This window comes from Microbacterium sp. TPD7012 (assembly GCF_003075395.1).
Lineage (GTDB): Bacteria > Actinomycetota > Actinomycetes > Actinomycetales > Microbacteriaceae > Microbacterium.
In genome coordinates this window covers 249,532-272,151 of record NZ_QDFV01000005.1, presented here as the reverse complement: position 1 = coordinate 272,151, position 22,620 = coordinate 249,532, and the positions used below count along the sequence as shown (strand labels likewise).

The 22,620-nt window shown below is 70.1% G+C and carries 25 protein-coding genes; 11 read left to right on the top strand and 14 right to left on the bottom strand.

The features are described 5' to 3' along the window. Nucleotides 1-62: 62 nt before the first annotated feature. The 4 genes from DC434_RS15610 to DC434_RS15595 are packed head-to-tail and all read right to left on the bottom strand — an operon-like array spanning nt 63 to nt 2,339. Complete coding sequence (locus DC434_RS15610) at nt 63-830, bottom strand: ABC transporter permease (protein WP_116636220.1); 768 nt, start codon at nt 828-830, stop codon at nt 63-65. Continuing rightward, nucleotides 827-1,624 carry an ATP-binding cassette domain-containing protein gene (locus DC434_RS15605; RefSeq protein ID WP_116636219.1) on the bottom strand — a complete coding sequence of 266 codons (798 nt, stop codon included), beginning with the start codon at nt 1,622-1,624 and terminating at the stop codon, nt 827-829. The genes DC434_RS15610 and DC434_RS15605 overlap by 4 nt, the downstream gene beginning before the upstream one ends. A gap of 2 nt (nt 1,625-1,626) precedes the next feature. After that, entirely contained in the window at nt 1,627-1,992 is a 366-nt protein-coding gene (locus DC434_RS15600) for a DUF1048 domain-containing protein (RefSeq protein WP_116636218.1), read from the bottom strand. A 2-nt stretch (nt 1,993-1,994) separates the two neighbouring features. Beyond that, a complete protein-coding gene (locus DC434_RS15595) occupies nt 1,995-2,339 on the bottom strand; it encodes a PadR family transcriptional regulator (protein WP_116636217.1) in 345 nt (114 codons plus the stop codon). 161 nt (nt 2,340-2,500) lie between these two features. On the opposite strand from DC434_RS15595, the gene DC434_RS15590 reads away from it, so the two are divergent. After that, on the top strand, nt 2,501-2,950 hold the full coding sequence (locus DC434_RS15590; protein WP_207769983.1) for a putative immunity protein: 450 nt from the start codon (nt 2,501-2,503) through the stop codon (nt 2,948-2,950). A 33-nt stretch (nt 2,951-2,983) separates the two neighbouring features. Continuing rightward, complete coding sequence (locus tag DC434_RS15585) at nt 2,984-3,949, top strand: acetylxylan esterase (protein WP_116636216.1); 966 nt, start codon at nt 2,984-2,986, stop codon at nt 3,947-3,949. Nucleotides 3,950-3,956: 7 nt separating this feature from the next. Here the strand turns inward: DC434_RS15585 and DC434_RS15580 are convergent, their stop codons facing one another. The 3 genes from DC434_RS15580 to DC434_RS15570 are packed head-to-tail and all read right to left on the bottom strand — an operon-like array spanning nt 3,957 to nt 6,255. Next, complete coding sequence (locus DC434_RS15580) at nt 3,957-4,349, bottom strand: VOC family protein (RefSeq protein WP_116636215.1); 393 nt, start codon at nt 4,347-4,349, stop codon at nt 3,957-3,959. A gap of 44 nt (nt 4,350-4,393) precedes the next feature. Then, nucleotides 4,394-5,032, bottom strand: coding sequence for a response regulator transcription factor (locus tag DC434_RS15575; RefSeq protein WP_116636214.1), 639 nt, complete (start codon nt 5,030-5,032; stop codon nt 4,394-4,396). After that, nucleotides 5,020-6,255, bottom strand: coding sequence for a sensor histidine kinase (locus tag DC434_RS15570; RefSeq protein WP_243408964.1), 1,236 nt, complete (start codon nt 6,253-6,255; stop codon nt 5,020-5,022). Before DC434_RS15570 ends, DC434_RS15575 begins: the two co-directional genes overlap by 13 nt. A gap of 108 nt (nt 6,256-6,363) precedes the next feature. Here DC434_RS15570 and DC434_RS15565 point away from each other — a divergent pair, with 108 nt between their 5' ends. From DC434_RS15565 to DC434_RS15555, 3 genes are all read left to right on the top strand, one after another. Beyond that, nucleotides 6,364-7,131, top strand: a complete 768-nt coding sequence (locus DC434_RS15565; RefSeq protein WP_116636212.1) for an ABC transporter ATP-binding protein — start codon at nt 6,364-6,366, stop codon at nt 7,129-7,131. Beyond that, nucleotides 7,131-9,641 (top strand): ABC transporter permease, encoded by a 2,511-nt coding sequence (locus DC434_RS15560; RefSeq protein WP_116636302.1) that lies wholly within the window; start codon nt 7,131-7,133, stop codon nt 9,639-9,641. Before DC434_RS15565 ends, DC434_RS15560 begins: the two co-directional genes overlap by 1 nt. A gap of 69 nt (nt 9,642-9,710) precedes the next feature. Next, complete coding sequence (locus tag DC434_RS15555; protein ID WP_116636211.1) at nt 9,711-10,187, top strand: cytochrome C5; 477 nt, start codon at nt 9,711-9,713, stop codon at nt 10,185-10,187. Between the two features lie 72 nt (nt 10,188-10,259). Here DC434_RS15555 and DC434_RS15550 read toward each other — a convergent pair whose 3' ends face one another. Together DC434_RS15550 and DC434_RS15545 are read right to left on the bottom strand one after the other, a co-directional pair. Further along, entirely contained in the window at nt 10,260-11,297 is a 1,038-nt protein-coding gene (locus DC434_RS15550; protein ID WP_116636210.1) for a HEAT repeat domain-containing protein, read from the bottom strand. Beyond that, nucleotides 11,294-11,968, bottom strand: a complete 675-nt coding sequence (locus DC434_RS15545; RefSeq protein ID WP_116636209.1) for a HEAT repeat domain-containing protein — start codon at nt 11,966-11,968, stop codon at nt 11,294-11,296. The genes DC434_RS15550 and DC434_RS15545 overlap by 4 nt, the downstream gene beginning before the upstream one ends. A 140-nt stretch (nt 11,969-12,108) precedes the next feature. Between DC434_RS15545 and DC434_RS15540 the strand changes: the two genes are divergently transcribed. Next, nucleotides 12,109-12,681, top strand: a complete 573-nt coding sequence (locus DC434_RS15540; protein ID WP_116636208.1) for a dihydrofolate reductase family protein — start codon at nt 12,109-12,111, stop codon at nt 12,679-12,681. A gap of 22 nt (nt 12,682-12,703) precedes the next feature. Here DC434_RS15540 and DC434_RS15535 read toward each other — a convergent pair whose 3' ends face one another. The 4 genes from DC434_RS15535 to DC434_RS15520 all read right to left on the bottom strand — a co-directional run bounded on the left by DC434_RS15535 (nt 12,704) and on the right by DC434_RS15520 (nt 16,275). Then, nucleotides 12,704-13,705, bottom strand: coding sequence for a magnesium and cobalt transport protein CorA (locus DC434_RS15535; protein WP_116636301.1), 1,002 nt, complete (start codon nt 13,703-13,705; stop codon nt 12,704-12,706). 363 nt (nt 13,706-14,068) lie between these two features. Next, nucleotides 14,069-14,926: an SDR family NAD(P)-dependent oxidoreductase gene (locus DC434_RS15530; protein ID WP_116636207.1), complete on the bottom strand. Its 858-nt coding sequence runs from the start codon at nt 14,924-14,926 to the stop codon at nt 14,069-14,071. Further along, nucleotides 14,923-15,747, bottom strand: a complete 825-nt coding sequence (locus DC434_RS15525; RefSeq protein ID WP_116636206.1) for a hypothetical protein — start codon at nt 15,745-15,747, stop codon at nt 14,923-14,925. The genes DC434_RS15530 and DC434_RS15525 overlap by 4 nt, the downstream gene beginning before the upstream one ends. Nucleotides 15,748-15,759: 12 nt before the next feature. Beyond that, a complete protein-coding gene (locus DC434_RS15520; protein WP_116636205.1) occupies nt 15,760-16,275 on the bottom strand; it encodes a gluconokinase in 516 nt (171 codons plus the stop codon). Nucleotides 16,276-16,368: 93 nt separating this feature from the next. Here DC434_RS15520 and DC434_RS15515 point away from each other — a divergent pair, with 93 nt between their 5' ends. The 4 genes from DC434_RS15515 (at nt 16,369) to DC434_RS15500 (ending at nt 19,527) form a co-directional block, all read left to right on the top strand. Beyond that, the gene (locus DC434_RS15515; RefSeq protein ID WP_116636204.1) at nt 16,369-16,878 is read left to right on the top strand and encodes a hypothetical protein; all 510 of its coding nucleotides are present in this window, start codon (nt 16,369-16,371) and stop codon (nt 16,876-16,878) included. A 33-nt stretch (nt 16,879-16,911) separates the two neighbouring features. After that, on the top strand, nt 16,912-17,460 hold the full coding sequence (locus tag DC434_RS15510) for a hypothetical protein (RefSeq protein WP_116636203.1): 549 nt from the start codon (nt 16,912-16,914) through the stop codon (nt 17,458-17,460). Between the two features lie 100 nt (nt 17,461-17,560). Then, nucleotides 17,561-18,436, top strand: coding sequence for an alpha/beta hydrolase (locus DC434_RS15505; protein ID WP_116636202.1), 876 nt, complete (start codon nt 17,561-17,563; stop codon nt 18,434-18,436). Next, entirely contained in the window at nt 18,433-19,527 is a 1,095-nt protein-coding gene (locus DC434_RS15500) for a M20 family metallopeptidase (protein WP_116636201.1), read from the top strand. The genes DC434_RS15505 and DC434_RS15500 overlap by 4 nt, the downstream gene beginning before the upstream one ends. A 306-nt stretch (nt 19,528-19,833) precedes the next feature. Here DC434_RS15500 and DC434_RS15495 read toward each other — a convergent pair whose 3' ends face one another. After that, nucleotides 19,834-20,577, bottom strand: coding sequence for a TetR/AcrR family transcriptional regulator (locus DC434_RS15495; RefSeq protein ID WP_207769982.1), 744 nt, complete (start codon nt 20,575-20,577; stop codon nt 19,834-19,836). A gap of 142 nt (nt 20,578-20,719) precedes the next feature. Between DC434_RS15495 and DC434_RS15490 the strand changes: the two genes are divergently transcribed. Continuing rightward, nucleotides 20,720-22,579, top strand: a complete 1,860-nt coding sequence (locus DC434_RS15490) for a prolyl oligopeptidase family serine peptidase (RefSeq protein WP_116636200.1) — start codon at nt 20,720-20,722, stop codon at nt 22,577-22,579. Nucleotides 22,580-22,620 lie beyond the last annotated feature (41 nt).

Sequence of the window (22,620 nt, the reverse complement as noted above, 5' to 3'; positions counted from 1 at the left end):
CAGCGAAACGCCCCGGCCGGGGTATGAACCCCGGACGGAGCGTTCCGTCCCGCTCGAAGAGGTCAACTGACCTTCTTCCGGTAGGAGATGATCGCGAACACGTAGGCGACCACGAGGATGCCGACGCACCAGGCGAGAGCGACCCAGATGTCGTTCCCGACGGGCTTCTCGGCGAACAGCGCCTGGATGGTGTTGACGATCGAGGTGACCGGCTGGTTGTCGGCGAACCACTGCACCGGACCCGGCATCGTGTCGGTCGGCACGAAGGCCGAGCTGATGAACGGCAGGAAGATCAGCGGGTACGAGAACGCACTCGCACCGTCGACCGTCTTGGCGTTCAGGCCCGCGATGATCGCCAGCCAGGTGAGGGCCAGCGTGAACAGCATGAGGATGCCGATCACGGCGAGCCATGCGAGCGGGCTCGCCCCGGTGCGGAAGCCCATCAGGAAGCCGACGCCGAAGATGATCGCCAGGGTGATCGCGTTGGCGGTGAGTGACGTGAGCACGTGCGCCCAGAGCACGCTCGATCGGGCGATCGGCATGGAGTGGAACCGCTCGAAGATGCCGCTCTGCATGTCGGTGAACAGCCGGAACGCCGTGTAGGCGATGCCGGATGCGATGGCGATGAGCAGGATGCCGGGCAGCAGGTAGTTCACGTAGTTCTCGGCGCCGGTGCTCGTCTTCAGAGCGCCGCCGAAGACGTACACGAACAGGAGCATCAGCGCGATCGGGGTGACCGCCGTGGTGATGATGGTGTCGGGACTGCGGAAGATGTGCCGCATGGAGCGGCCGGTGAGCGTCGCGGTGTCCGCCGCGAAGTGCGTGGTCATGCTGCGTGTCCTTTCTGGACCTGGGTGCCTGAGCCTGTCGAAGGCGACGGGCCGATGAGGGTGAGGAAGATCTCCTCGAGGGTGGGCTGCTTCTCGACGTACTCGACCTTGGCGGCCGGGAGCAGCTTCTTCAGCTCGGCGAGGGTGCCGTTGGCGATGATGCGGCCCTCGTGCAGGATCGCGATACGGTCGGCCAGCTGCTCCGCCTCGTCGAGATACTGCGTCGTGAGCAGCACGGTGGTTCCGGTGTTCGCGAGTTCCTTGACCACGTCCCACACCTCGATGCGGGCTTCGGGGTCGAGGCCTGTGGTCGGCTCGTCGAGGTAGATGACCTCGGGGTGTCCGACCAGGCTCATCGCGATGTCGAGCCGGCGGCGCATGCCGCCCGAGTACGTGCCGACCTTGCGTCCACCGGCATCCGTCAGACGGAACTTCGCGAGCAGATCGTCGGCGACCTTCCCGGCGTCGGCGAGGTGGCGCAGCTTCGCGACCAGCACGAGGTTCTCGCGTCCGGTGAGGATCTCGTCGACCGCGGCGAACTGCCCGGTGAGGCTGATCCTCTCGCGGACGCCGAGCGGATCGGTCGCGACATCGACGCCCTGCACGGATGCCGTGCCGGCATCCGCCTTCAGCAGGGTCGAGAGGATGCGCACCATGGTGGTCTTGCCGGCGCCGTTCGAGCCGAGCAGGGCGAAGATGCTGCCCTTCTCGACCTCGAAGTCGACGCCGCGCAGCACATGCAGGTCCTTGTAGGACTTCTGCACGCCCTTCACGCTGATGGCTGCGGTGCTCATGATCAGTTCTCCTTCTTCTTCGCGTCGTCGAACGCCTTGATGAGGCGCGCGCGCTCCTTGTCGATCCACTGCCGTCCGCCGTACGCGGTGGCGTAGTTCTCTGCGAACTCGACCGGGTCGTCGCCGACGATGGCGCTGACCGGGGTGCCGTCGATCGCGGCGCGCTCCCACAGATCCGCGATGTCGAGGAACATCTGCACGATGATGTTGCCGTCGGTGACGCCGCCGTAGTACATGTTGTAGCGCTGCTGGGCCTTCGCCATCTCGCGGTACGGCTCCGGGAGGGCGTTGATGCGGGCCTGCGCCTGCTTGTACTGCTTCTTCTCCTCGAGCGATCCGGTGAGTGCTTCGATCCACTTCGCGGCCATGATCAGTTCTCCTTGTTCTCGGTGTTGTTCGTGTTCAGCTGTTCGATGTGCTTCTTGAGGAAGCTCCAGGTGTTCCAGAAGTCCTCGAGTTCCTGCGTGCCGGCGGCGTTGAGGCTGTACACCTTGCGCGGCGGGCCCTTCTCGCTCGGGACCTTCTCGACGTCGACGAGACTCTTCTGCTCGATCCGCACCAGCAGTGCGTAGATCGTGCCCTCGGCGATGTCGGTGAACCCGTGTTCGCGCACTCGCGCGGTGATCTCGTACCCGTAAGCCGGCTGCTCGGCCAGGAGGGCCAGGACGATGCCCTCCAGAGTGCCCTTGAGCATCTCGGTCATCTGCTTGCCCATCAGGTCCTCCTTTCGTTTCTGTCGGTACTCAGTGTTGCTGGGTACCGGTACAAAGTAACACTGAGTACCGGTACTTAGCAACACCGAATACTGAAATCTCCTCAGGGAGGTTCTGCGACCGGGATCCGGCGGGCGTCGGAGGTTCCTGACACGATCATCGGGTGAGTGACGATCAGAAGGAGAAGTGGGCGAACCCTGAACTGCCGGTACATCACGCGATCGCGGAGTGGGCTGCCGCCTGCGCCGAGCGCGCGCTGCCGATCTTCGACGAGCTGCGTCCTGGTGACGACAGGCCGCGCGCCGCGATCGCCGCCCTGCGCGCCTGGATGCGCGGCGAGATCCCGATGACGGAGTGCCGCACGGCCGCCTTCGCCGCGCACGCCGCGGCACGGGAGGCGGCGGATGCCCCAGCAGCCGTCGCTGCCGCACGCGCCGCCGGACAGGCGGTCGCCGTGGCCCACATGTTCGATCACTCGCCGCACGCCGCGACCTACGCGGCCAAGGCTGTCGGACTCCACCGCGGCGACGCGGGCCGGGCTGCTGAACGCGACTGGCAGTGGGAGAGGCTGGCACCGGAGCTGCGCGCGATCGGCTTCCCGCGGGGACGATGATCCCCCGCCTCGTCATCGGATAACCTGTCGCCGATGGCTCTCACCGATCTCCCCCTGGACCAGCTCCGCTCCTTCCGGCCCGACGTGGCCGAGCCCGCGGACTTCGACGACTTCTGGGCGCGCACGCTCGCCGAATCACGGGCGCTCGCGACCGCGCCCGTGGTCCAGCCTGTCGCGTCCCCGATCACGCAACTGATCGTGGAGGATCTGACGTTCAGCGGATTCGGCGGCGAGCCGATCCGCGCGTGGATCACCCGTCCGCAGGCGGAGGGGCCGTTGCCGACCGTCGTCGAGTACATCGGGTACAACGGCGGTCGCGGCATCCCCGGCGAGCGGCTGCAGTGGGCGGCCGCCGGCTACGTGCACGTGCTGATGGACACCCGCGGCCAGGGCAGCGGGTGGGGTTCAGGCGGCGACACCCCCGACCCGCACGGGTCGGAGGGGTCGATCCCCGGCTTCATGACCCGCGGCATCCAGCATCCCGAGACGTACTTCTACCGCCGCGTCTTCACGGATGCGGTGCTGCTGATCGACGCCGTGAAGCAGCTGGATGCCGTCGACGGCAGCCGCATCAGCGTGACCGGCGGCAGCCAGGGCGGCGGCATCAGCCTCGCGGCCGCAGCCCTGCACCCGGACGTCTCCGCGGCGATGCCGGATGTGCCTTTCCTCTGCCACTTCCGGCGGTCGGTGCAGCTCACGCCCGAGCTCCCCTTCACCGAGATCGGCCGCTATCTCGCCGTGCACCGCGCGCGGGCCGATGACGTCTTTGAGACGCTGTCGTACTTCGACGGTGTGAACTTCGCGCGCCGCATCACGGCGCCGGTGCTGTTCTCCGTCGCCCTGATGGATGCCGTCGTGCTGCCGTCGAGCGTGTTCGCGGCGTTCAACCACTGCGGCTCTGCGGATGCCGAGATCGCCGTCTACGAGTTCAACGGCCACGAGGGCGGGCAGATCGTGCAGTGGCACCGGCAGACCGGGTGGCTCGCGGACCGGCTCTGACTCCGCGTCAGCCGGCGAGCACCGAGAGCACGTTCCCTGCGGGGTCAGTGAACCAGGCGATGTCCGGTCCCTTGCCCGGGGCGCCGTGCGAGATGCCCTTCGCATCGGTGCCGAGGTCGGGGTCGGTGTAGATCTTCGTCACGACGCCCTTCGCGTTGAACTCGTCGACGGCGGCCTCGACGTCGTCGACCGGGAAGTTCAGGATCGTGTAGCTCGCGGGCGTGTGGTCGGGCTTGCCGTAGACGAGGATCGACCCTCCCTGAGGAAGGGCGATCTCGAGGAAGCCCATGGCGTTGTCGGTGACGTCCATGCCGAGCGTGTCGCGGTAGAACGAGCGAGCCGCGTCGATGTCGTCGACGCTGAACCCGCTGAACGCGTGTGTGGTCTGGAAGGCGGTCATGGTCTCAGCATGCGCTCGTCCGGGCGACGTGTCCAGAGGCCCGCTCAGTCGCGGAGGTAGGCGAGCACGGCGAGCACCCGGCGGTGGCCGCTGTCGCTCGTCGCGAGCCCGAGCTTGGCGAAGATGTTGCCGATGTGCTTGCTCACCGCGGTCTCCGTCACGAAGAGCCGTGCGGCGATCGTGGCGTTGTCGAGGCCTTCGGCCATGAGGCCGAGCACCTCGCGCTCCCGCGGCGTGAGTGACTGCACGGGATCGTCGGCCCGACGCCTGCTCATGAGCTGCGAGATGACCTCGGGGTCCATGACGGTGCCGCCCGCTGCCACACGGTGGAGGGCGTCGATGAACGAGGCGACCTTGCCGACGCGCTCCTTGAGGAGGTACCCGAGCCCGTCGGCGCCCGCGGCGAGCAGCTCCCCGGCGTAGCGGTCCTCGACGTAGGCGGACAGCACCAGCACGGGGAACCCCGGGCGACGCGCCCGTGCCTCCGCCGCGGCCTTCAGGCCCTCGCTCGTGTACGTCGGCGGCATCCGCACATCGACGACCGCGGCATCCGCATCGTCGAGCCGGCGCAGGAAGTCGTCGGCGTTGTCGACCGCGGCGACGACGTCGAAGCCCTCGCTGCGCAGCAGCAGCGCGAGTCCCTCCCGCAGCAGGGTGTCGTCTTCGGCGATCACGATCCGCATGGCAGCTCCGCGCTCAGGGTGGTGGGTCCGCCGGCCGGGCTGGTCAGCTCCGTCGTGCCCTCGAAGGCCTCGACGCGGCGGCGGATGCCGGCGAGCCCGCCGCCCGGACGCTCCACGGCGCCGCCCGCTCCGTCGTCTTCGACGGTGATGATCAGCCGTTCTCCCTCGCGGCTCACCTGCACGGTCGCGTGCGTCGCGCCGCTGTACTTGTTCACGTTCGTGAGGGCCTCGGCGACGACGAAATAGCTGGCGGACTCGACCGCGGCCGGCACGCGCCCGACCTCGGCGGCCTCGATCGTGCAGGGCACGGCGCTGCGGCCGGCGAGCGAGGCCAGCGCCCCCTCCAGACCGAGTTCGTCGAGGATCGGCGGATAGATGTCGTGCACCGTGCGGCGCAGGCCGGCGAGCGCGTCGGTCGCGGCATCCTGCGCCCGACGGAGCGGTTCGAGCACGCCGCTCGGATCGGTCTCGAGCGCGCGCTCCGCGATCCCGAGCATCATCACGACGTTCACGAGGCGGTTCTGCGCGCCGTCGTGCAGGTCGCGTTCGATGCGGCGTAGCTCTGCGCCGTGGGCGTCGAGGGCGGCGGCGCGGCTGAGCGTTAGAGCATCCACGCGCGCCGCGAGACGGGACTTCTCGGGTGTCGCCAGCAGCCGCGCCGACGTCCAGGACAGCAGGCGTGCGACGGCGGGGATGAGCCACCAGGAGATCAGCGCGTAGGCGACGGCGACCAGCGGCATCGTGGCCGCGAGCTCCCAGGAGGTGACCGGATACGGAGAGCCGACCGGGTCGTCGGCCGGCGCGAACTGCCAGTAGTACGTCACGGCGAGCGTGTTGACCGCGGCCAGCGGGAGCGTGACCGTGATCACCGACACCCACATCACCGGCAGGGCGTGCACCGCGAGCCACAGCGCGTCGCGTCCGGTCGACTTCGAGAAGGCGAAGCGCAGCCGGTCGTCGATCGTGGCCCCTGGCGGAAGCACGCGCGAGATTGGGGGCAGGTCCACCCCGCGGAACGAGCCGATGCGCCGACGGTTGCGGTCGCTCCACGCATGCAGCACGCGCACGGCCTGCGGCAGGATCAGCACGCCACCGGTGATGATCATCAGCGGCAGCAGCACCAGCCCGACGCAGAACAGCACGAGGGAGACGACGGATGCCGCGAACTCGACCGCCAGGAACCGCCAGTCCCGCAGCCAGCGCCGCATCCGTCCGTCCTTCACTCTGCAAGTCTGCCGGAGAGCGGATGCCGGCGCGGTATAGCCAGCACCACCATCGTTCGGGTGGACAGCGGGATGGGACCGCGCCGCCGCTGTTCGTAGCGTCGAAGCATGACCTCCACATCACTCGCATCCGCCGTCGACGCTCGTCCGGCCGAGGCGCTGCGCCTGCAATCCGTCGTCAAGACCTACGGCGCCGGCGTCGGCGCGGTGTCCGCGCTCCGCGGCGTCGATCTCGTCCTGGCGAAGGGCTCGTTCACCGCGATCATGGGCCCGTCCGGCTCGGGCAAGAGCACGCTGCTGCACAGCGCGGCCGGCCTCGACAAGCCCACCAGCGGCACGGTGCGGCTCGGCGGAACGGAGATCTCCGGGCTGCGCGCCGCACAGCTCACGGCGTTCCGGCGCGACCACGTCGGCTTCGTCTTCCAGGCGTACAACCTGCTCCCCGCCCTGAACGTCGAGGAGAACATCACGCTGCCCCTGCGGCTCTCCGGCAAGCGGCTCGACCCGGGGTGGCTCGACTTCCTGCTCGACGCGGTCGGGCTCCGCGATCGGCGGCTCCGCCGTCCGTCCGAGCTCTCCGGCGGCCAGCAGCAGCGCGTCGCGATCGCCCGCGCGCTGATCACCCGGCCCTACGTGGTCTTCGGCGACGAGCCGACGGGAGCGCTGGACTCCCGGTCCGGCAAGCAGGTGCTCGACCTGCTCGCGCACACGGCGAAGGAGCTCGACCAGACTGTCGTCGTCGTGACGCACGACCCGGTCGTGGCCTCGCACGCCGACCGCGTGATCTTCCTCGCGGACGGCTCGTTCGCCGGGCACCTCGATGGGGCGACCCCCGCGCAGATCACCGATCGCATGAGCTCGCTCGGGGAGTGGTGATGACCGGTCAGCGTCTGAGCTTCGGCGGCCTCGTGCGCGCCGATCTGCGCCACAATCGCGCCAGCTTCGCCGGGGTGGCGGTGGCGATCTTCGTCGCGAGCATCCTGGTGACGGGGCTGGGCGTGCTCGTCGAATCCGGCATCCGCGGTGGGCTCGCCCCCGAGCGCTACACCCAGGTCGACGTGGTCGTCGGCTCCTCGCAGTACGTCGACGTCCCCGAGGACATGCCGCTCCCGCTCCGCGAGCGCGCGCCGCTTCCCACGGATGCCGCGCAGGAGATCGCCGCGATCGACGGCGTCGAGAGCGTCGTCTCCGACGTCACGGTCCCGCTCACCGCGGGTGAGGACTCAGCGCCCGTCGAGGCGCACCCCTGGGCCTCGACGGCCCTGACCGGGTTCGTCCTGCGCGAGGGTCGCGAACCCGCTTCCGGCGACGAGGTCGTCGTCACGGCCGTCACCGGCGAGGCCGTGGGCGACGCCGTGACCCTCTCGCACGGCGGCGTCACGGCCGAGTATCGGGTCGTCGGCGTCGTCGACGGTCCGGTCGTGCCCGAGCGTGCGAGCCACGTCTTCCTCACCGAGGAGCGCATCGCCCAGCTCGACCCGCACGGCGGCGCCGCGCAGGTGCTGGGAGTGTTCACCGCTCCCGGCGAGGCCGACCGCACCGCCGCCGCGATCCGCGAGGCGCTCCCCGGCGTCGCCGCGCAGACGGGAGACGGCCGAGGCGACATCGAGTTCCTCGACTCCGGGGCCGCACGGTCGACGCTCATCGCGATCGGCAGCGCCTTCGTCGGCACATGCATCCTCGTGGCGATGTTCATCGTCGCCGGCACGCTCTCGCTCTCGGTGCAGTCGCGCCGTCGGGATTACGCCCTCCTCCGCGCGGTCGGCGCGAGCTCGAAGCAGGTCCATGCACTGGTCGCCCGCGAGGTGCTGTCCGTCGCCGTGATCGCCGCGCTCGCGGGTATCGCTCCCGGCTACCTGCTCTCGACCGTGCTGCAGGGAGCCTTCGTGTCGGGCGGCGTGATCCCCGGCGACTTCGCTCTGGCGATCGGTCCGATCCCCGCGGTCGGCGCCGTGCTGCTCGTGCTCGGCGCCGCGTGGGGTGCGGCGCGCATGGCGGCTCGGCGACCCGCGAAGCTCGACCCGATCGAGGCGCTGCGGGAATCGGCCACGGGCCCCGCGGCGAGCGGACTGCCGCGGATCATCACCGGCATCGTGTTCGCGACCGCCGGGATCTCCGTGTCGACCGTGCCGCTGGTCGTGCGCGGCGAATACGCGGCCGGCGCCTCGGCGGGAGCGGCGATGATGCTGATCGTCGCGCTCGCGCTGCTGGGGCCGTGGCTGGTGTCGCTCAGTGTGCGACTGATCGGCTCCGTGCTGCGGCGGCTTTCCGCGGCCGGGTTCCTGGCGGCGGCGAACGCGGCGGCGAACAGCCGTCGGCTCGCCAGCGCGATCCTCCCGATCGCCCTGGGCATCGGCCTGGGGCTGGTGCAGATCGGCGCCCCCGCGGTCATCGCGAGCGAGGCCGCCGCGCAGGCGCAGGCCGGTGTCACGGCCGACCTCCGCGTCACGGCACCCGCGGGCCTCAGCCCGGCATCCATCGAGATGATCAGCTCGATCCCCGGGGTGTCGGGCGCCTCCGGGATCGCGATCAGCAGTGCGATCATCGATTCCCTCGACTTCGAGGGCAAGGTGCAGCGCGGGGAGCACGTGCTCCAGGGCGTCGACCCGTCGTCGGTCGACACGGCACTCGACCTGCAGGTGCAGGAGGGCACGCTGGGTGGGCTCGACGACGGATCGACCGTGGCGGTGAGCACGGATGCCGTGCAGACCCTCGGCGTCGGGATCGGCGACACGGTCACCGGCCGCTTCGGCGACGGGATGCCGCTCGAGGCGACGGTCGTGGCGATCTACGAGCGCGGTCTGGGCTTCGGCGACCTCACGATGGATGTCGAAGCGGTGCGCGATCACACCACGACCGGGCTGGACGCCTTCGCCCTCGTGGCCGTCGACGACGGCGCTCTCGACCAGGTGCGTGCGGCTCTCGTCGACGCGGGGCTGCTGACGGCCGATGCGCGCGGGCAGAAGGCCGCGGGTGCCGACGCGCAGTCCCAGCAGGGCTGGGTGAATCTTGTGGCGCTGATCGTGATCCTGGGGTACATCGCGATCGCTGTCATCAACACGCTCGTCATGGCCACAGGGGAGCGGTCGCGCGAGCTCGCGCTGCTGCAGCTGATCGGCTCCTCGCGGCGACAGGTGCGGGCGATGATGCGCGTCGAGGCGACGATGGTCGCGACCATCGCCGTCGTCTTCGGAGTGCTGGTGGCCGTGCCGCCGCTGATCGGGATGAGCATCGGGATCTCCGGTCAGCCGATCCCGGCGCTGCCGGTGCTCCCGTCGCTGGCGATCATCGGGTCGATGGGCGCGCTCGCGCTGCTGTCGCTCTGGGTGGCGACGATCGCCGCGATGCGCACGCGGCCGATCGAGGAGATCGGCTCGCGGCAGTAGCCGGATCCCGGATCGCGCGTCTCCGCATCCGGCCGCCCGCACGGCGGCCGGATGCGAAAGACTGGTCTCATGACCTCCCCGCTTCTCGACAACCTCCTCGCCCGCATCGTCGACAGTGGACTGCTCGATGAACCGGTCGCCGAGAACGGCCTCATCTACGGCCGTGCGAGCATCGACGCCGCCGGCACCGTCGTGACGGTCAACGTCGACCCCGAGCTCGACGACGATGACGACGCGCTCGACGGCGAGGAGCTCGTCGCCGCCCTCGCCCGCATCCTGTCCGTGAACGAGACGCGCTGGCGGGCCGTGATCGACGAGGTCGCCGACGACATCGACGAGGCGGTCGACGACGAGCCGGTGATCGAGCAGGTCGACCTGCGCGACGACCTCGAGGCGACCTCGGTCGTCGTCTTCGCGGATGCCGTGCTGCTCGCCTTCGATGCGCCGAAGCAGTTCCCCGACTCGCGGATCCTGGTGCAGCTCGACGACGAGCTCGAGATCGCCAACATCGAGGTCAGGGATCGGGACGGCTCCGCCCCGCAGTGAGGCGGCCGTGCGCACCGGGCCGCGTGTACCCGCGCGGGTGCGCTCGGACGGGTGCGGGCAGCCGCGGTGCGCTCAGCCGGGCGCGGGTCGCCGAGCGCGGACCGCGCGCTGTGACGGCGCGGCGTGCAGCAGGGCCCTCGCCGTCAGGGCGACCGACGGCTCCAGGTCCTCCGCGAGTTCGCGGAGCGCGGTGACCGCGCCGTCGCCGGGGAGGGATCCGAGTGCGCCGGCGAGGCGACGTCGAACCGCCGGGTCGTCGGATGCCGCGGCCGCCGCCAGGGCATGTGCGATCCGGGGCGCGAGGTCGTCCGACGCCGCCAGGTCCTCGAGGACCTCGAGGGCCTCGATGTCCCCGGTGCCGAGGACGATCAGCTCGACGATCGCGTCGATGGACTCGGCGTCGCCCGAGCGCCCGCGGGCCAGGTGCGCGCGGCCGCGGAGGAGCGGATCGCGGTGCTCGGCGAGGCCGGTCAGCACCTGCAGAGCGGCAGGGGAGCCGATCTTCTCGAGCGCCCGGAGGGCCCGATGCCTCCGGTCGTCGTCCGGTGAGTCGAGAGCGGCCATGAGGAGAGGGATCGCCGTGTCGCCCGCGCGTGCCACGGCCCAGGCCATCGCGCCGGCGGCGTTGGGATCCTGTTCGCGGAGAACGGCTTCGACCAGCACGCCGACATCGCGCTCGTCACCGTCCGGCAGGGAGAGCGCGTGTCGCTGGCGGGTGGACGCATCCTGCGCCTCGAAGCCTCGCATGAGCCCGATCGTGCGCATCACGTCGGGCCAGGCCTCGGGTTCCGACGCGTGCACCTGCTCCAGCCGGGAGACCAGTTCCTGCGCCTGGGCGAGGCGGTCGCGCGAGCGCTCGAGGAGCCGATCGATCATGCCGCGCGTGGTGAAGTGCTCGTCGGTGAGGGCCGCCGGTATCTCGGCGAGACCCAGCCCCAGCGACCGCAGACCCTCCACCCGGAAGAGGCGCTGCACGTCGGCATCCGAGTAGCGGCGGTACCCGGCGGCCGTGCGCTCTGTCGGCGAGACGAGCCCGATGCGGTCGTAGTGGCGCAGCATCCGTGCACTGATGCCGGTCCGCTGCGCCACCTCGCCGATCAGCATGCTCATTCCCCGGTCCGCGGCGCCGCGCGCAGTGCGACGATGCGCTGGGCCTCGGCGACGGCGGCGTCGAAGCCGTCGTCGGGATTCTCCATCACGTGCGCGGTCGCGATCGCGTGGATGCGCACCTCCGGTGCGGGGTATGTCGCCGCCTTCTCGACCGCTGCCGTCGCCGGCGCGCCGAGCACCGCGAAGGCCCGACTCAGACTGCGCTGCAGGTCGCGGTCGCCGCGGGCGAACTGCGTGGAGAGGACCTCGGCGAGCCGCCCCTTCTCGTCGTCGGGGACGAGACCGGCGGCCGTGCGCCACGCGGCTCGCGCGACCTCGGTGTCGTCGTCGGTGAGCAGTGCCGTCGTGATCGCCGGCCAGGCGCGCGGGTCGCCGATCTTCGACAGCGAGTGCAGCGCCTGACTGCGCGCCTGTGCCGTGGTCGAGCCGAGCTCGGGCAGCAGGAGCTCGACGGTGACCTGGGGATCGTGTCGTGTCAGCGCCCACGTGAGCGTCTCCCGCACGGAGAAGTCCGGTTCCGTGCGGCACTGCGCGATGAGCACGGGCACGTAGGCGGTGCGCGGGTGCGTGCCGGCCGTCATCGCCGCCTGCAGGCGCGTCGATGCGGACTCGGCCGTCAGGGCAGCGCTGAGCTGCCCCACCGCAGCGGATTCGCGGTCGTCGTCGGTCATGGGACCACCTCCATCAGCCATCTCACACCTTGTCACGGTGTCAAGGTCAAGTTTTTCGGATGCGGGATGTCGATTTCGGCGGTCTCCGTTCGACGTCATGATGAGAGGGTCGAACGGCGACCCCGACCAGGAGGAAGAGCATGACCCGCGAACTCGTCTACACCGGATTCATCACCGCTGACGGCATCGTCGACTCCCCCGGCGGCGCGGTCGAAGGCCACCCGAACGGCGGGTGGGGGTTCCGCACACCGTTCGACGCCGACGCCTACTCGCTGAAGGGCGAGGAGCTGGCCGACACCACGGCGCTGCTGTTCGGGCGCCGCAGCTACGAGGCCTTCGCACCGTTCTGGCGGGACTCGGAGGACCACGCCGCGTATCGGGATCTGCCCAAGTACGTGGTGTCGACCACGCTCGCCGAAGAGGATCTGGTCGACGGCTGGGGTGAGACGAGCATCCTCCGTTCGACCGACGAGGTCGCGAGGCTGCGTGACGGCGAAGGAGGAGGCATCTTCATCCACGGCAGCGCCGAGCTCGCCCTGCGCCTCGCCGAGGCCGACCTCATCGACCGCTACAACCTGCTGGTGTTCCCCGTGCTGCTGGGTTCCGGCAAGACGATCTTCCCGTCCGTCCCGCGCGGCCAGGAGCTCTCGCTCCGTGAGTCCGCCGCGTACGCGAACGGAGTCGTGAAGGTCGTCTACGACGTGACGCACTGACGGATGCCGGGGCGCGCCCGGCTCAGAGCCACTTCTTGTACTTGAACACCCCGTACAGCGCGACGGCGAACGCGGCCATGGCCCCGATCGCCATCGGGTAGCCGAAGGCCCAGTGCAGCTCGGGCATGACCTCGAAGTTCATGCCGTACACCGTGCCCACGAGCGTCGGCGCGAAGATGATGGCCGCCCACGAGGAGATCTTCTTGATCTCGTCGTTCTGCGCGAGCCCGGCCTCGGTCTGGCGGCGGGCGACGAGCGCGGAGTGCACGGTCAGCGCGTTCTCGAGGATCGCGCGGAACGAGTCGACCCGCTCGTTCACCCGGATCGTGTGGTCGAGCACGTCGCGCAGCGACCGCTGCAGCTCCTCGTCGATGCGGTACTTCTCGGATCCGCGGCGCAGCCACTCCAGCATCCCGCTCAGGGGGTGCACGGCCCGCTGGAAGTTGATGACCTCGCGCGAGAGCTCGTAGATGCGGCGGGAGAGCTGGTCGTCGTCGCTGTCGCCGAAGAGCTGGTCCTCGATCTCGTCGATGTCGTTCAGCAGACCGGCGACGATCGGCTCGTACCCGTCGACGACCTCGTCGAGGATCGCGTAGAGCACGGCCTCAGGGCCCATGGCGAGCAGGTCGGGGTTGGCCTCCATGCGCCGGCGCACGGCGGCGAGGTCCGGCGACTCGGCATGGCGGATCGTCACCACGAAGTCGGGGCCGACGAACAGGTGCAGCTCGCCGAACTCGATCGACTCCTCCTTGTCGCGGTAGCGCGCGGGGCGCAGCACCGCGAAGAGCGTGTCGCCGTAGCGCTCCACCTTCGACCGCTGGTGACCGGACAGGGCGTCTTCGACGGCGAGCGGATGCAGATCGAACTCGCGCGCGACCGACGTGACCTCTTCCGGGCTCGGGCGGTAGAGGCCGATCCAGGCGGTACCGCCCGCGGCATCCAGCATCCGGTAGGTCTCGTCCAGGTTCTTCGGGGTCTCCACGCGACGTCCGTGGACGTACACGCCGTTGTCGATGAGGGCCATGATGCGGCTCCGTTCCAGCAGGCGCACGGCAGCAGAGAGCTCCGTGCGCAGATTCGTCAAGGGGCGGGAGACGCCGCCGACGCTGCGGAAGGACGTGCGAGAACGCGGAGCAGATGCTCAACGCGAAAGCGCAGGGAGTCGCGACGCAGCGGTGGCGGCGTCGTAACTATCACCGGACATCGCCATCACCGCCTTTCGGACTCTCTTCGGGTCGGACGACCCGAGGGGCCATGTTACTCCTCGAAACCGGGAGGGTCGCACCATCGCACGGCTCTCGTTCGGACGCTGGATCAGAAACGCCTCGGAGACGACAGCGTGCGATGCGTTCTCGATCCGACATCGCCCTCGGCGCGGATGCGGCGGTCAGTACTCGAGACCGACGAGCTCCGCGCTCTTCTGCCAGAGCGCCTCGGCCAGGTCGGCATCGTCGACCTGGGGGTTCACGCGGGTGCTCAGCGTGCGCTCGTCGTAGTACGCGCCGGAGAACCAGGTCTCGTCGGGCGTGCCCTCGATGAACCAGCGCAGCGTCTCGCCGCCCTTGTCGGTGCCGATCGTGAGCAGGTGCTTGAGGGGCGTGCGGTAGATCAGTCGCATCACGCTCGACGACTCGGCGGCGAAGTTCGTCCGCACGACGCCAGGGTGGAAGGCCACCGCGCTCATGCCCTCGGCGTGGAACTTGGTGTGCAGGCTCTTCGTGAACAGGACGTTCGCGAGCTTCGCGTCGCCGTATGCCTTGTTGGCGCTGTACTTCTTCCGGTTGTCGAGGTCGTCGACGTCGATGTGGCCGAACAGGCGGTGGCCGACGCTCGAGGTGTTGATGACCGCGGCATCCGCCTTCCGCAGCTGCGGCATCAGCAGGTTCGTCAGCAGGAACGGCGACAGATGGTTCACCTGGATGGTCTTCTCGAAGCCGTCGACGGTCGGCGTCTGATCTCCGAAGATCCCGCCGGCGTTGTTCGCCAGCACGTCGATGCCGTCGTCTCCGACCAGGCCCGCGATCTCCTCCGCCAGTGCGCGGACGTCGTCGAGACGGGCGAAATCGGCCGTGAGGTGCTCGGCTCCGGTCTCCCGCGCGATCGCCGCGGTCTTCTCGCGCGACCGGCCGACGAGCAGCAGACGATCTCCGGATGCCGCGAGTTGCCGGGCAGCGGCCGCGCCGATCCCGTCGGATGCACCGGTGATGACGACCGTCCGGCGGCGCGCAGCGCCGTCGGGACTCATGCGCCTTCTCGGCGCGCGGGCGGGGCGGGGCGCAGGGGCTCGGCGACCGGCATCCGCTCGGGCTCGAGGGCGGCGGGAGGCTCCGGCGTGACGACCGGTGCCGACAACTCCTTCGCCACCTGCTTCTCGAGCACCGTGACCGCATCGTCGGAGAGCAGGATGAGACCGTCGAGCTCTTCGCGCACGCGCTTGTAGGCGACATTGCGCTCGGCCTGCGTCGCCGATTCGTCGACCGCGACCTTCAGCAGCTGCTGTGCGCGCTCGAGCCGCTTGCGCTCCGGCTCGGTGAACGTCGAGTCGCGCAGGCGCCGGGCGTCCTTCTCCGCGATCTCGAATGCGACCGCGTAGTCGCCCACGGCCTGCAGGTACTCGGCCACCTGATGCTCGGTGACCTTCGCCTCCGCGGATGCCGGGCGCAGCGCATCCGCCGTCTTCTTGGCCCGCAGGAACGCGGCGGTCAGCGGCTGACGGCCGTCGCTCATGGCCGGGAACGCGATCAGCTTCGCGACGTCGAGCTCGTAGTCCAGCCAGCGGGCGGTGATCTCGTCGTGCTCGGCGAACAGGCGCACGAGCAGATCGTTCGGAGCGACGGATGCCGTGGTGTCGACGACCGACGGCCCGCGGCGCTTCGCCTGCTGGGTCAGTGCCCTCGCCTCGATCTCGGCGGTCTTCAGCTGGGCCTTCATCTTCAGGGTCTCGAGGCGCCGTTCATGACGGCGCTTCGCGCTCTGCTCCCAGGCCTTCGCGGCGCCACCGGCCATCCCCATGACGGGGAAGATGAGCCACCAGTAGTTGCCCGCCCAGAGCCAGAACTCTTGCATGATGGGATCAGCCTACTTCTCGGACTGCTCCCGCTCACCTGCCAGAAGACCCATGATGCGGTCGACGAGCTCGTCGGGGTCGGCATCCACGATGACGGTGATACCGTGCTCGTCATCGCCGAGCGGCTCGAGCGTGGCGATCTGCGAGCGCAGCAGGGCCGGCGGCATGAAGTGGTCCTCGCGCGCCTCCGCCTGTGCGGCGACTCTCTCGGGTGCGGCGGCGAGGTGCACGAACAGGGTCGCGGGAGCCGTCGCCCGCAGGCGGTCACGGTAGACGCGCCGCAGCGCCGAGCACGCGACGACGACGCCGGGTTCGGCGATGAGCGCGGCGCCGACGAGGTCGAGCCAGGGCCAGCGATCGTCGTCGACCAGCGGGATGCCGGCGCTCATCTTCGCGACGTTCGCCGGGCTGTGCAGGTCGTCGGCATCGAGGAACCGGGTGCCTCGGCGTCGCGCCAACTCTTCGCCGATTGTCGTCTTGCCGACGCCCGAGACACCCATCACGACGATCGGGCTGTGCGGCGTCATCGGTGCTCCTCGTGTGCGGGACGGACCCTCCTATCGAACCATGAGAGGCGCAGCGGATGCCGCCACCGCCCCGGCGCTTGATACCGTCGGAGGATGATCCCCGCCTTCGTGCTGAAGATCGTCCTCTTCGCGTCGGCGCTCGTCTTCGTCATCGTGCTCGTGCGCTCGTTCTTCGGTCGCTCGAAGCGCGGGAAGGCCCCGGACGCCCGCATCCGTCTGCCCCGCTTCGTCGCCATCACCGCCGGGGTGCTGCTCGCCCTCGCGGTCGTCGCCTCGCTGCTGGGATTCGGCAGCGGGGACATGCGCGACCCGATGCCGTTCCGCATCGCGTCGGTCGTGCTGCTCGTCGTCGGTCTGCTGGTGCTGCTCGCGTACCGCAACCGGTACGTGCTGCCCGGTGTCGACGCGATCGCCTTCCGCACGGTCCTCGGCGCGGAGCGCAGCATCCGCTACCGCGACATCGTGTCGCACCGCACGGTCGATCGGTGGGGAAGACGGATGCTGGTGGTGCGCTCCTCCGCCGGCACGACGCTGCGGGTCGACACGTCGGCACCCGGGATGTCGCGACTCGTCGCCGCTGTCGGCGACCGGAATCCCTCCTGACCGGCGACCGCGCACCCGACTAGCCTGGGCCGCATGATCATCACCGAGTTCCCGCGCGACCTGCTGATGACCGGCGCGATCTTCGGGGTCGCCGCATTCGTATGGGCGGGGTGGGGCCAGGAGCGACCGCCGAAGCACGGGGCATGGCGCGTCCTGCTCGGCGTGCTGAGTCTCGGCGGTGCGGCGCTCGCCGGGGTCAGCGTGCCGGCCGTGATCCGCAACTGGTCGTCGCCGACCGCCATCGTCGTGGGCGGACCGGCGTTCATCTGGTACATCGTGATCTTCTGGGTCGAGGTGATCGCGATCGTCGTCCTGGCGATCTGGGCGACGAGGCGCAAGCGGCAGGACCTCATCGCGCCTCTCGTGCTGGGCGTCGTCGGCATCCACTTCCTCCCGCTGGCGTGGGTCTTCGCGCAGCCGATCTACTTCCTCGTCGGAGTGCTGCTGGTCACGGATGCCGTGGTCGCTGCGGTCGTGAAAGATGAGCCCGCGGCGCGGAGCTTCTGGTGCGGCATCCTCGCAGCTCCCGTCCTGCTCGGCGTCGGCATCGCGTGCGCCGCCGCGGGGTTCGCCGCACTCTGACGTCGGGTTCGTCGGATCCCGGGCTATCCCGGCGCTCTGGTCATTGCTATAGTCAACGAGATTGACTTGTTGACTGGACTTCTCCGAGAGTGGGACGACGATGACCACACCCCGCACGCAGGTCGCGGTGGACTGCGACGGCATCAGGATCGCGGCCGAGGTGCGTGGCGCCGGTCCTGCGGTGCTGCTGCTGCACGGCTACCCCGAGACGAAGGCCATGTGGGACGACGTCGCCGAGGCCCTGGCCGTGGACCACACGGTCGTCGCGGCTGATCTGCGCGGCTACGGCGATTCGGCGAAGCCCCGTGGCGCGCACTACTCCAAGCGCGAGATGGCCCGCGACCAGGTGATCCTGATGCGCGAGCTCGGCTTTCCCCGCTTCGCCGTGGCCGGCCACGACCGGGGCGGACGCGTCGCGCATCGGATGGCCCTGGACCACACGGATGCCGTGACGGCGCTCGCCGTGCTCGACATCGTGCCGACCCTGCACATGTTCGAGAACGTCGACCGTGCCATGGCGACCGCGTACTTTCACTGGTTCTTCCTCGCGCGGGACGACGGGATGCCGGAGGCGCTGATCGGCGCGGATCGTGAGACGTGGCTGCGCAGCAGGTTCACCGGCAGGCGGCACGACGGCGACCGGCTCCCGGATGCGTACGACGAGTACCTGCGCTGCTTCGACGTCGACACCGTGTTCGCCTCGGGGGCGGACTACCGGGCCGCGGCGACCATCGACCTCGACCACGACCGCGCGGATCGGGAAGCCGGCCGCACCGTCGACTGTCCGACGGTCGCGCTCTGGGGTGCGCACAGTTATGTGGGTCGGAACTTCGACGTTCTCGCGACCTGGGCGCCCTACGCCCCCGGGGTCACGGGTGCGGCGGTCGAGGCCGACCACTACCTGGCCGAAGAGGCGCCGGCGGTCACCGCCGCCGCGCTCGGGGAGTTCTTCGCGGTGACCGAGGTCGCGGCATGAGCGCGCGGTCGCTCGCGGTCGAGCGCCTGGCCGAACTCGTGTCGATCGAGACGCCCACGGGCGACGCCGTCGGCCTCGCGACCGCGCAGCAGCTCGTGCGCTCCTGGCTCGATCCGGTGATGGGCGAGCCGGGGATCATCGAGACCGTCGACGGCATCTCGCACCTGCGCTGGCCGGGAGGCGAGGCGCCCGCGGTGCTGCTGATCGGTCACCTCGACACCGTGTTCCCGAAGGGGACGATCGTCGACCGGCCGTTCCGGATCGACGGCGACCGCGCCACGGGACCGGGGGTCTTCGACATGAAGGCCGGCATCGTGATCATGGCGGCGGCGCTCGCACAGGTGGCGCGGCCGGGTGCGGTCGCCGTCCTGCTGACGAGCGACGAGGAGGTCGGCTCGCTGACCTCGCGCGCCCTGATCGAACGGGAGGCGGCCCGTGCGGGCACCGTCTTGGTGCTCGAGCCGAGTCTCGACGGAGCGCTCAAGATCGCCCGCCGCGGCGGCAGCATCTACCGGGTCGCGCTCACGGGCCGGGCGGCGCACGCCGGGCTCGAACCGTGGAAGGGGCGGAGCGCCCTGACCGAGCTCGCGCATCACGTGCTGGCCCTGCCGGAGCTGGCGGATGCCGAGGCCGGCACGACCGTGAGCCCGACGGTCGCCCAGGCGGGGACGGTGACCAACGTGATCCCCGAGCACGCCGAGGTGCGCGTCGACGTACGCGCCTGGACGCTGGGCGAGCTCGAGCGCGTCGACGTCGAGATGCAGCGGCTCGGGGCGCACACCGACGGCGTCAGCGTCGCGGTCTCGGGCGGCATCAACCGTCCGCCGATGGAGGAGAGCTCCTCGGCCGAGCTGCTCGACTGCGCCCGACGGGTCGCCGCGCGTCTCGGGCATCCGGACGTCGAGGCGGTCTCGGCCGGTGGAGCATCCGATGGCAACTTCACGGCGGCGGTCGGGGCGCGCACGCTCGACGGCCTCGGGCCACGCGGCGCGGGCGCGCACGCCGACCACGAGTGGGTGTCGATCGACTCGATGATGGAGCGGATCGAGCTGCTCACCGGGATGCTCGACGAGCTCACGGCCGGCGGCTGATCGCGGCGCACGTTCGGGAGGAGATCTCACGGTACGGAGGAGGTTTGAGCCCGGATGCTCCTCCCAAGCGTGAGATCTCCTCCGTAGTGGGTGCTCTCCCCGGCGGTGGCATCCGGAGCGCAGAAGCCTGCCGCGGCGGCATCCGCAGCGCACGTTCGGGAGGAGATCTCACGCAATGGAGGAGGTTTGAGCCCGGATGCTCCTCCCAAGCGTGAGATCTCCTTCGTGGTGAGTGCTCACAACGTGTGCATGCTCGGAACGGGATGCCTGATCGCAACCGCTGCCCGACCGCAGAGCACCTGAGGCTCAGGCGCCGGGTGCGTGCCGCTCGATGCTCTCCAGCAGCAGCTCGAGCGCCGACTCCCAGGCCCGCGGGTCGCGCACGCCCGGAAGGCTGTCGCCGGCCCAGACGATGTTCGGGAACTCCTCGGGGTCGAGCCGACGGTAGTCCATCTGCCAGGTGAGCTCGTCGGCGTCCTGCACGTCGGCGGGGAGCGCCGTGAGCGCGGCCTGGATGCTGGATGCCGAGCGGATCAGCTGTCCGAGCGCGCGGGCGTACAGCGCCGCCTGCTCCTTGTCGTATCCCCCGCGGCGGAGGGCTCCGATCGAGAACTCCATCGACGAGAAGTCCGTCGGGCGTCGCAGCGCCATCTGCAGCGCGAACTCGGGGTAGCGCATGTAGTGGCCGTGGATCAGGTGCGCCTGCGTTCGCAGGTCGGCCAGCCAGTCGTCGGTCGCGACCATGCCGCCGCTGTAGGAGCGGGCCCGGAGGGTGTCGATCAGGGCGAGGAGCAGCTCGTCCTTGTCGCGGAAGTGCCGGTAGATCGATGTCGGGTGCGCGCCGAGCTCTTCGCCGATGGCCTGGAAGGTCAGGCGATCGAGGCCGTCGCGCTCCACGACGCGGTCCGCGGCGGCCACGATGATCTCGCGGCTGAGCGAGTCGCGTGCGCGGCGAGGACGTGCGGGGCTGCCGCTCGTGCGGGTCGGCGCCTTCGCCGGACCTGCGGCCTTCCGAGTCGCCATCGAGATGCTCCGTTCCGCTGTCGTCATCGCGCATCGTTCGCGCAGAGATCACGGTACCCCACGCTGGTCACGGCTCCTGTCATGCTCGTCGACAATGCCGGGATCCCTGGTCCGGTGACGTAGCCAATGCTATAGTCAACGGCATTGGCGACGACGAGGAGAAGCAAGGATGCTGCACACCCCGGAAGACTCGACGGCAGCGACGATCGATCAGCGCTTCGCCGTGCCGTACCTCATGACCGTGCGCCCCGCCGCGGGCGGGTCCGACGCGGCCCTCGTGGTCGAGAACCACCCCGACGGCGCGCGCGGACGCCTCTGGCATGCGCCGGATGCCCCGGGGGAGCTGCTGCCGTTCGCGGTGAGCATGGGGGCGATCGTCGCGCCGGACGGGCGCTGGGTCGTCGACCTCGACGACGGCGGCGGCTCCGAGGTCGGTGCTCTCGTCGCGACATCCGTCGACGGATCCGAGCGCATCGCGCTCACCCCCGGCCGCGAGCCCTATGTCCTGCGCGGGCTGGAGTTCTCGTTCGACGGCTCCGCGCTCATCGCCACGGTCGTCGACGAGGAGGGCTTCCACGTGCTGACGATCCCGGCTGCCCCCTGGGGCGAGCCGACGGTCGTGTACTCGAACCCGATCGAGGCCTGGTTCGGGAAGCCCTCGTCCGACGCGACGCTGGTGTCGATCGACACGACCGATCACAATCCCGGCATCCGTCGTCCTCGCATCACGGTGGTGGATGCCGCGACCGGCGCGACCGTCGCGACGCTCGACGACCTCCCCGGCGGCCCGGTCCGCGCGGTGCGGTTCTCGTCCTTCCCCGGCGACGAGCGCCTGCTGCTCAACACCGAGCGGAGCGGCTTCTCGCGTCCCGCGATCTGGAACGTCCGCACCGGCGCCCGTCAGGACTTCGACCTGCCCGCGCTCGCCGGAGAGGTGATCGCGCTCGACTGGCATGCGCCGAGCGGGCGCCTCCTCGCGGTGCACGTCGACGCCGGCATCCATCGTCTGCTCGAGATCGACGAGGCGGACGGCTCGGTGCGGATCGTGCGCGAAGGCGGCAGCTTCGTGGAGCCCGACGTCGCGAACCTGCATCCGCACTATTGGACGTCGTACTACGCGCCGAGCGGCGCCGTCCGCGCCCTGCGCTCGAGCTGGGCGGTGCCGCTGCACGTCACGGAGATCGCCGACGATGGTACCGAGACGACGCTGATCGCCCCGGCGCCCGTGCCGCCGGGGCGGCCGCTCACCTCGACCCTGGTCACGAGCGCCGACGGCACCCGGGTGCAGCTGTGGTCGGGGCGCCCCGCCGATCGCGAGCCGATCGGCACGATCCTCGAGATCCACGGCGGGCCGAACCTGGTCACGGTCGATCGGTACGACCCGGCCGCGCAGGCGTGGCTGGAGGCCGGCTTCGCCTTCGCGTCGCTCAACTACCGCGGCTCCGTGACCTTCGGTCGCGACTTCCGCGAGGGGTTCTGGAACGTCGGCGGCGACCGCGAGATCGAGGACGTCGCCGCGGCGATCGCCTGGCTCCGCGAGCAGGGTCTCGCCGACCCCGCATCGACCTTCATCACCGGTGCCTCGTACGGCGGTCACATGACGCTGCTGAGCGTCGGCCGGCTTCCGGAGCTGTTCGCCGGCGGCCTCGCCCACGTGGCGGTCGCCGACTGGTCGGTGACCATCCAGGCCATGAATCCGGCCGTGCGCTCGGTCTGGAGCTCGTGGGTCCCGCCCGAGCTCGTCTCCCGCTTCTCGGCGATCTCGTACCTCGATGACGTGCGCGCCTCGGTCTGGATCAATCAGGGCTCGATCGACACCCGCACCCCGGTGGTCGGCGTGCAGGGCTACGTCGACCGGCTGCGCGCCGGCGGCGGCGACGCCGTGCTCGACATCTTCGAGGGCGGGCATGAGCCCACCGGGCTCGAAGGCGCCGCTCACGACCAGCGCCGCATGCAGGAACTGGCCCTCCGCACCCTTGCCGGAGAGCGCTGGGACGCCACTGGCATCGCTCCTAGTCACGAACATTGACTAAAGTGCTTGCTATCTCTTCCGGTCGGCTCTAGAGTCAG

What these genes read in the sequence shown, in the direction of transcription:
- DC434_RS15505 (WP_116636202.1), top strand. Translation starts at nt 17,561, where the DNA reads ATGACCACACCCCGCACGCAGGTCGCGGTGGACTGCGACGGCATCAGG.
- DC434_RS15490 (WP_116636200.1), top strand. Translation starts at nt 20,720, where the DNA reads ATGCTGCACACCCCGGAAGACTCGACGGCAGCGACGATCGATCAGCGC.
- DC434_RS15535 (WP_116636301.1), bottom strand. Translation starts at nt 13,705, where the DNA reads ATGGCCCTCATCGACAACGGCGTGTACGTCCACGGACGTCGCGTGGAG.
- DC434_RS15555 (WP_116636211.1), top strand. Translation starts at nt 9,711, where the DNA reads ATGACCTCCCCGCTTCTCGACAACCTCCTCGCCCGCATCGTCGACAGT.
- DC434_RS15515 (WP_116636204.1), top strand. Translation starts at nt 16,369, where the DNA reads ATGATCCCCGCCTTCGTGCTGAAGATCGTCCTCTTCGCGTCGGCGCTC.
- DC434_RS15520 (WP_116636205.1), bottom strand. Translation starts at nt 16,275, where the DNA reads ATGACGCCGCACAGCCCGATCGTCGTGATGGGTGTCTCGGGCGTCGGC.
- DC434_RS15585 (WP_116636216.1), top strand. Translation starts at nt 2,984, where the DNA reads ATGGCTCTCACCGATCTCCCCCTGGACCAGCTCCGCTCCTTCCGGCCC.
- DC434_RS15605 (WP_116636219.1), bottom strand. Translation starts at nt 1,624, where the DNA reads ATGAGCACCGCAGCCATCAGCGTGAAGGGCGTGCAGAAGTCCTACAAG.
- DC434_RS15495 (WP_207769982.1), bottom strand. Translation starts at nt 20,577, where the DNA reads ATGACGACAGCGGAACGGAGCATCTCGATGGCGACTCGGAAGGCCGCA.
- DC434_RS15575 (WP_116636214.1), bottom strand. Translation starts at nt 5,032, where the DNA reads ATGCGGATCGTGATCGCCGAAGACGACACCCTGCTGCGGGAGGGACTC.
- DC434_RS15565 (WP_116636212.1), top strand. Translation starts at nt 6,364, where the DNA reads ATGACCTCCACATCACTCGCATCCGCCGTCGACGCTCGTCCGGCCGAG.
- DC434_RS15550 (WP_116636210.1), bottom strand. Translation starts at nt 11,297, where the DNA reads ATGAGCATGCTGATCGGCGAGGTGGCGCAGCGGACCGGCATCAGTGCA.
- DC434_RS15560 (WP_116636302.1), top strand. Translation starts at nt 7,131, where the DNA reads ATGACCGGTCAGCGTCTGAGCTTCGGCGGCCTCGTGCGCGCCGATCTG.
- DC434_RS15545 (WP_116636209.1), bottom strand. Translation starts at nt 11,968, where the DNA reads ATGACCGACGACGACCGCGAATCCGCTGCGGTGGGGCAGCTCAGCGCT.
- DC434_RS15595 (WP_116636217.1), bottom strand. Translation starts at nt 2,339, where the DNA reads ATGGGCAAGCAGATGACCGAGATGCTCAAGGGCACTCTGGAGGGCATC.
- DC434_RS15610 (WP_116636220.1), bottom strand. Translation starts at nt 830, where the DNA reads ATGACCACGCACTTCGCGGCGGACACCGCGACGCTCACCGGCCGCTCC.
- DC434_RS15500 (WP_116636201.1), top strand. Translation starts at nt 18,433, where the DNA reads ATGAGCGCGCGGTCGCTCGCGGTCGAGCGCCTGGCCGAACTCGTGTCG.
- DC434_RS15580 (WP_116636215.1), bottom strand. Translation starts at nt 4,349, where the DNA reads ATGACCGCCTTCCAGACCACACACGCGTTCAGCGGGTTCAGCGTCGAC.
- DC434_RS15525 (WP_116636206.1), bottom strand. Translation starts at nt 15,747, where the DNA reads ATGCAAGAGTTCTGGCTCTGGGCGGGCAACTACTGGTGGCTCATCTTC.
- DC434_RS15540 (WP_116636208.1), top strand. Translation starts at nt 12,109, where the DNA reads ATGACCCGCGAACTCGTCTACACCGGATTCATCACCGCTGACGGCATC.
- DC434_RS15530 (WP_116636207.1), bottom strand. Translation starts at nt 14,926, where the DNA reads ATGAGTCCCGACGGCGCTGCGCGCCGCCGGACGGTCGTCATCACCGGT.
- DC434_RS15510 (WP_116636203.1), top strand. Translation starts at nt 16,912, where the DNA reads ATGATCATCACCGAGTTCCCGCGCGACCTGCTGATGACCGGCGCGATC.
- DC434_RS15600 (WP_116636218.1), bottom strand. Translation starts at nt 1,992, where the DNA reads ATGGCCGCGAAGTGGATCGAAGCACTCACCGGATCGCTCGAGGAGAAG.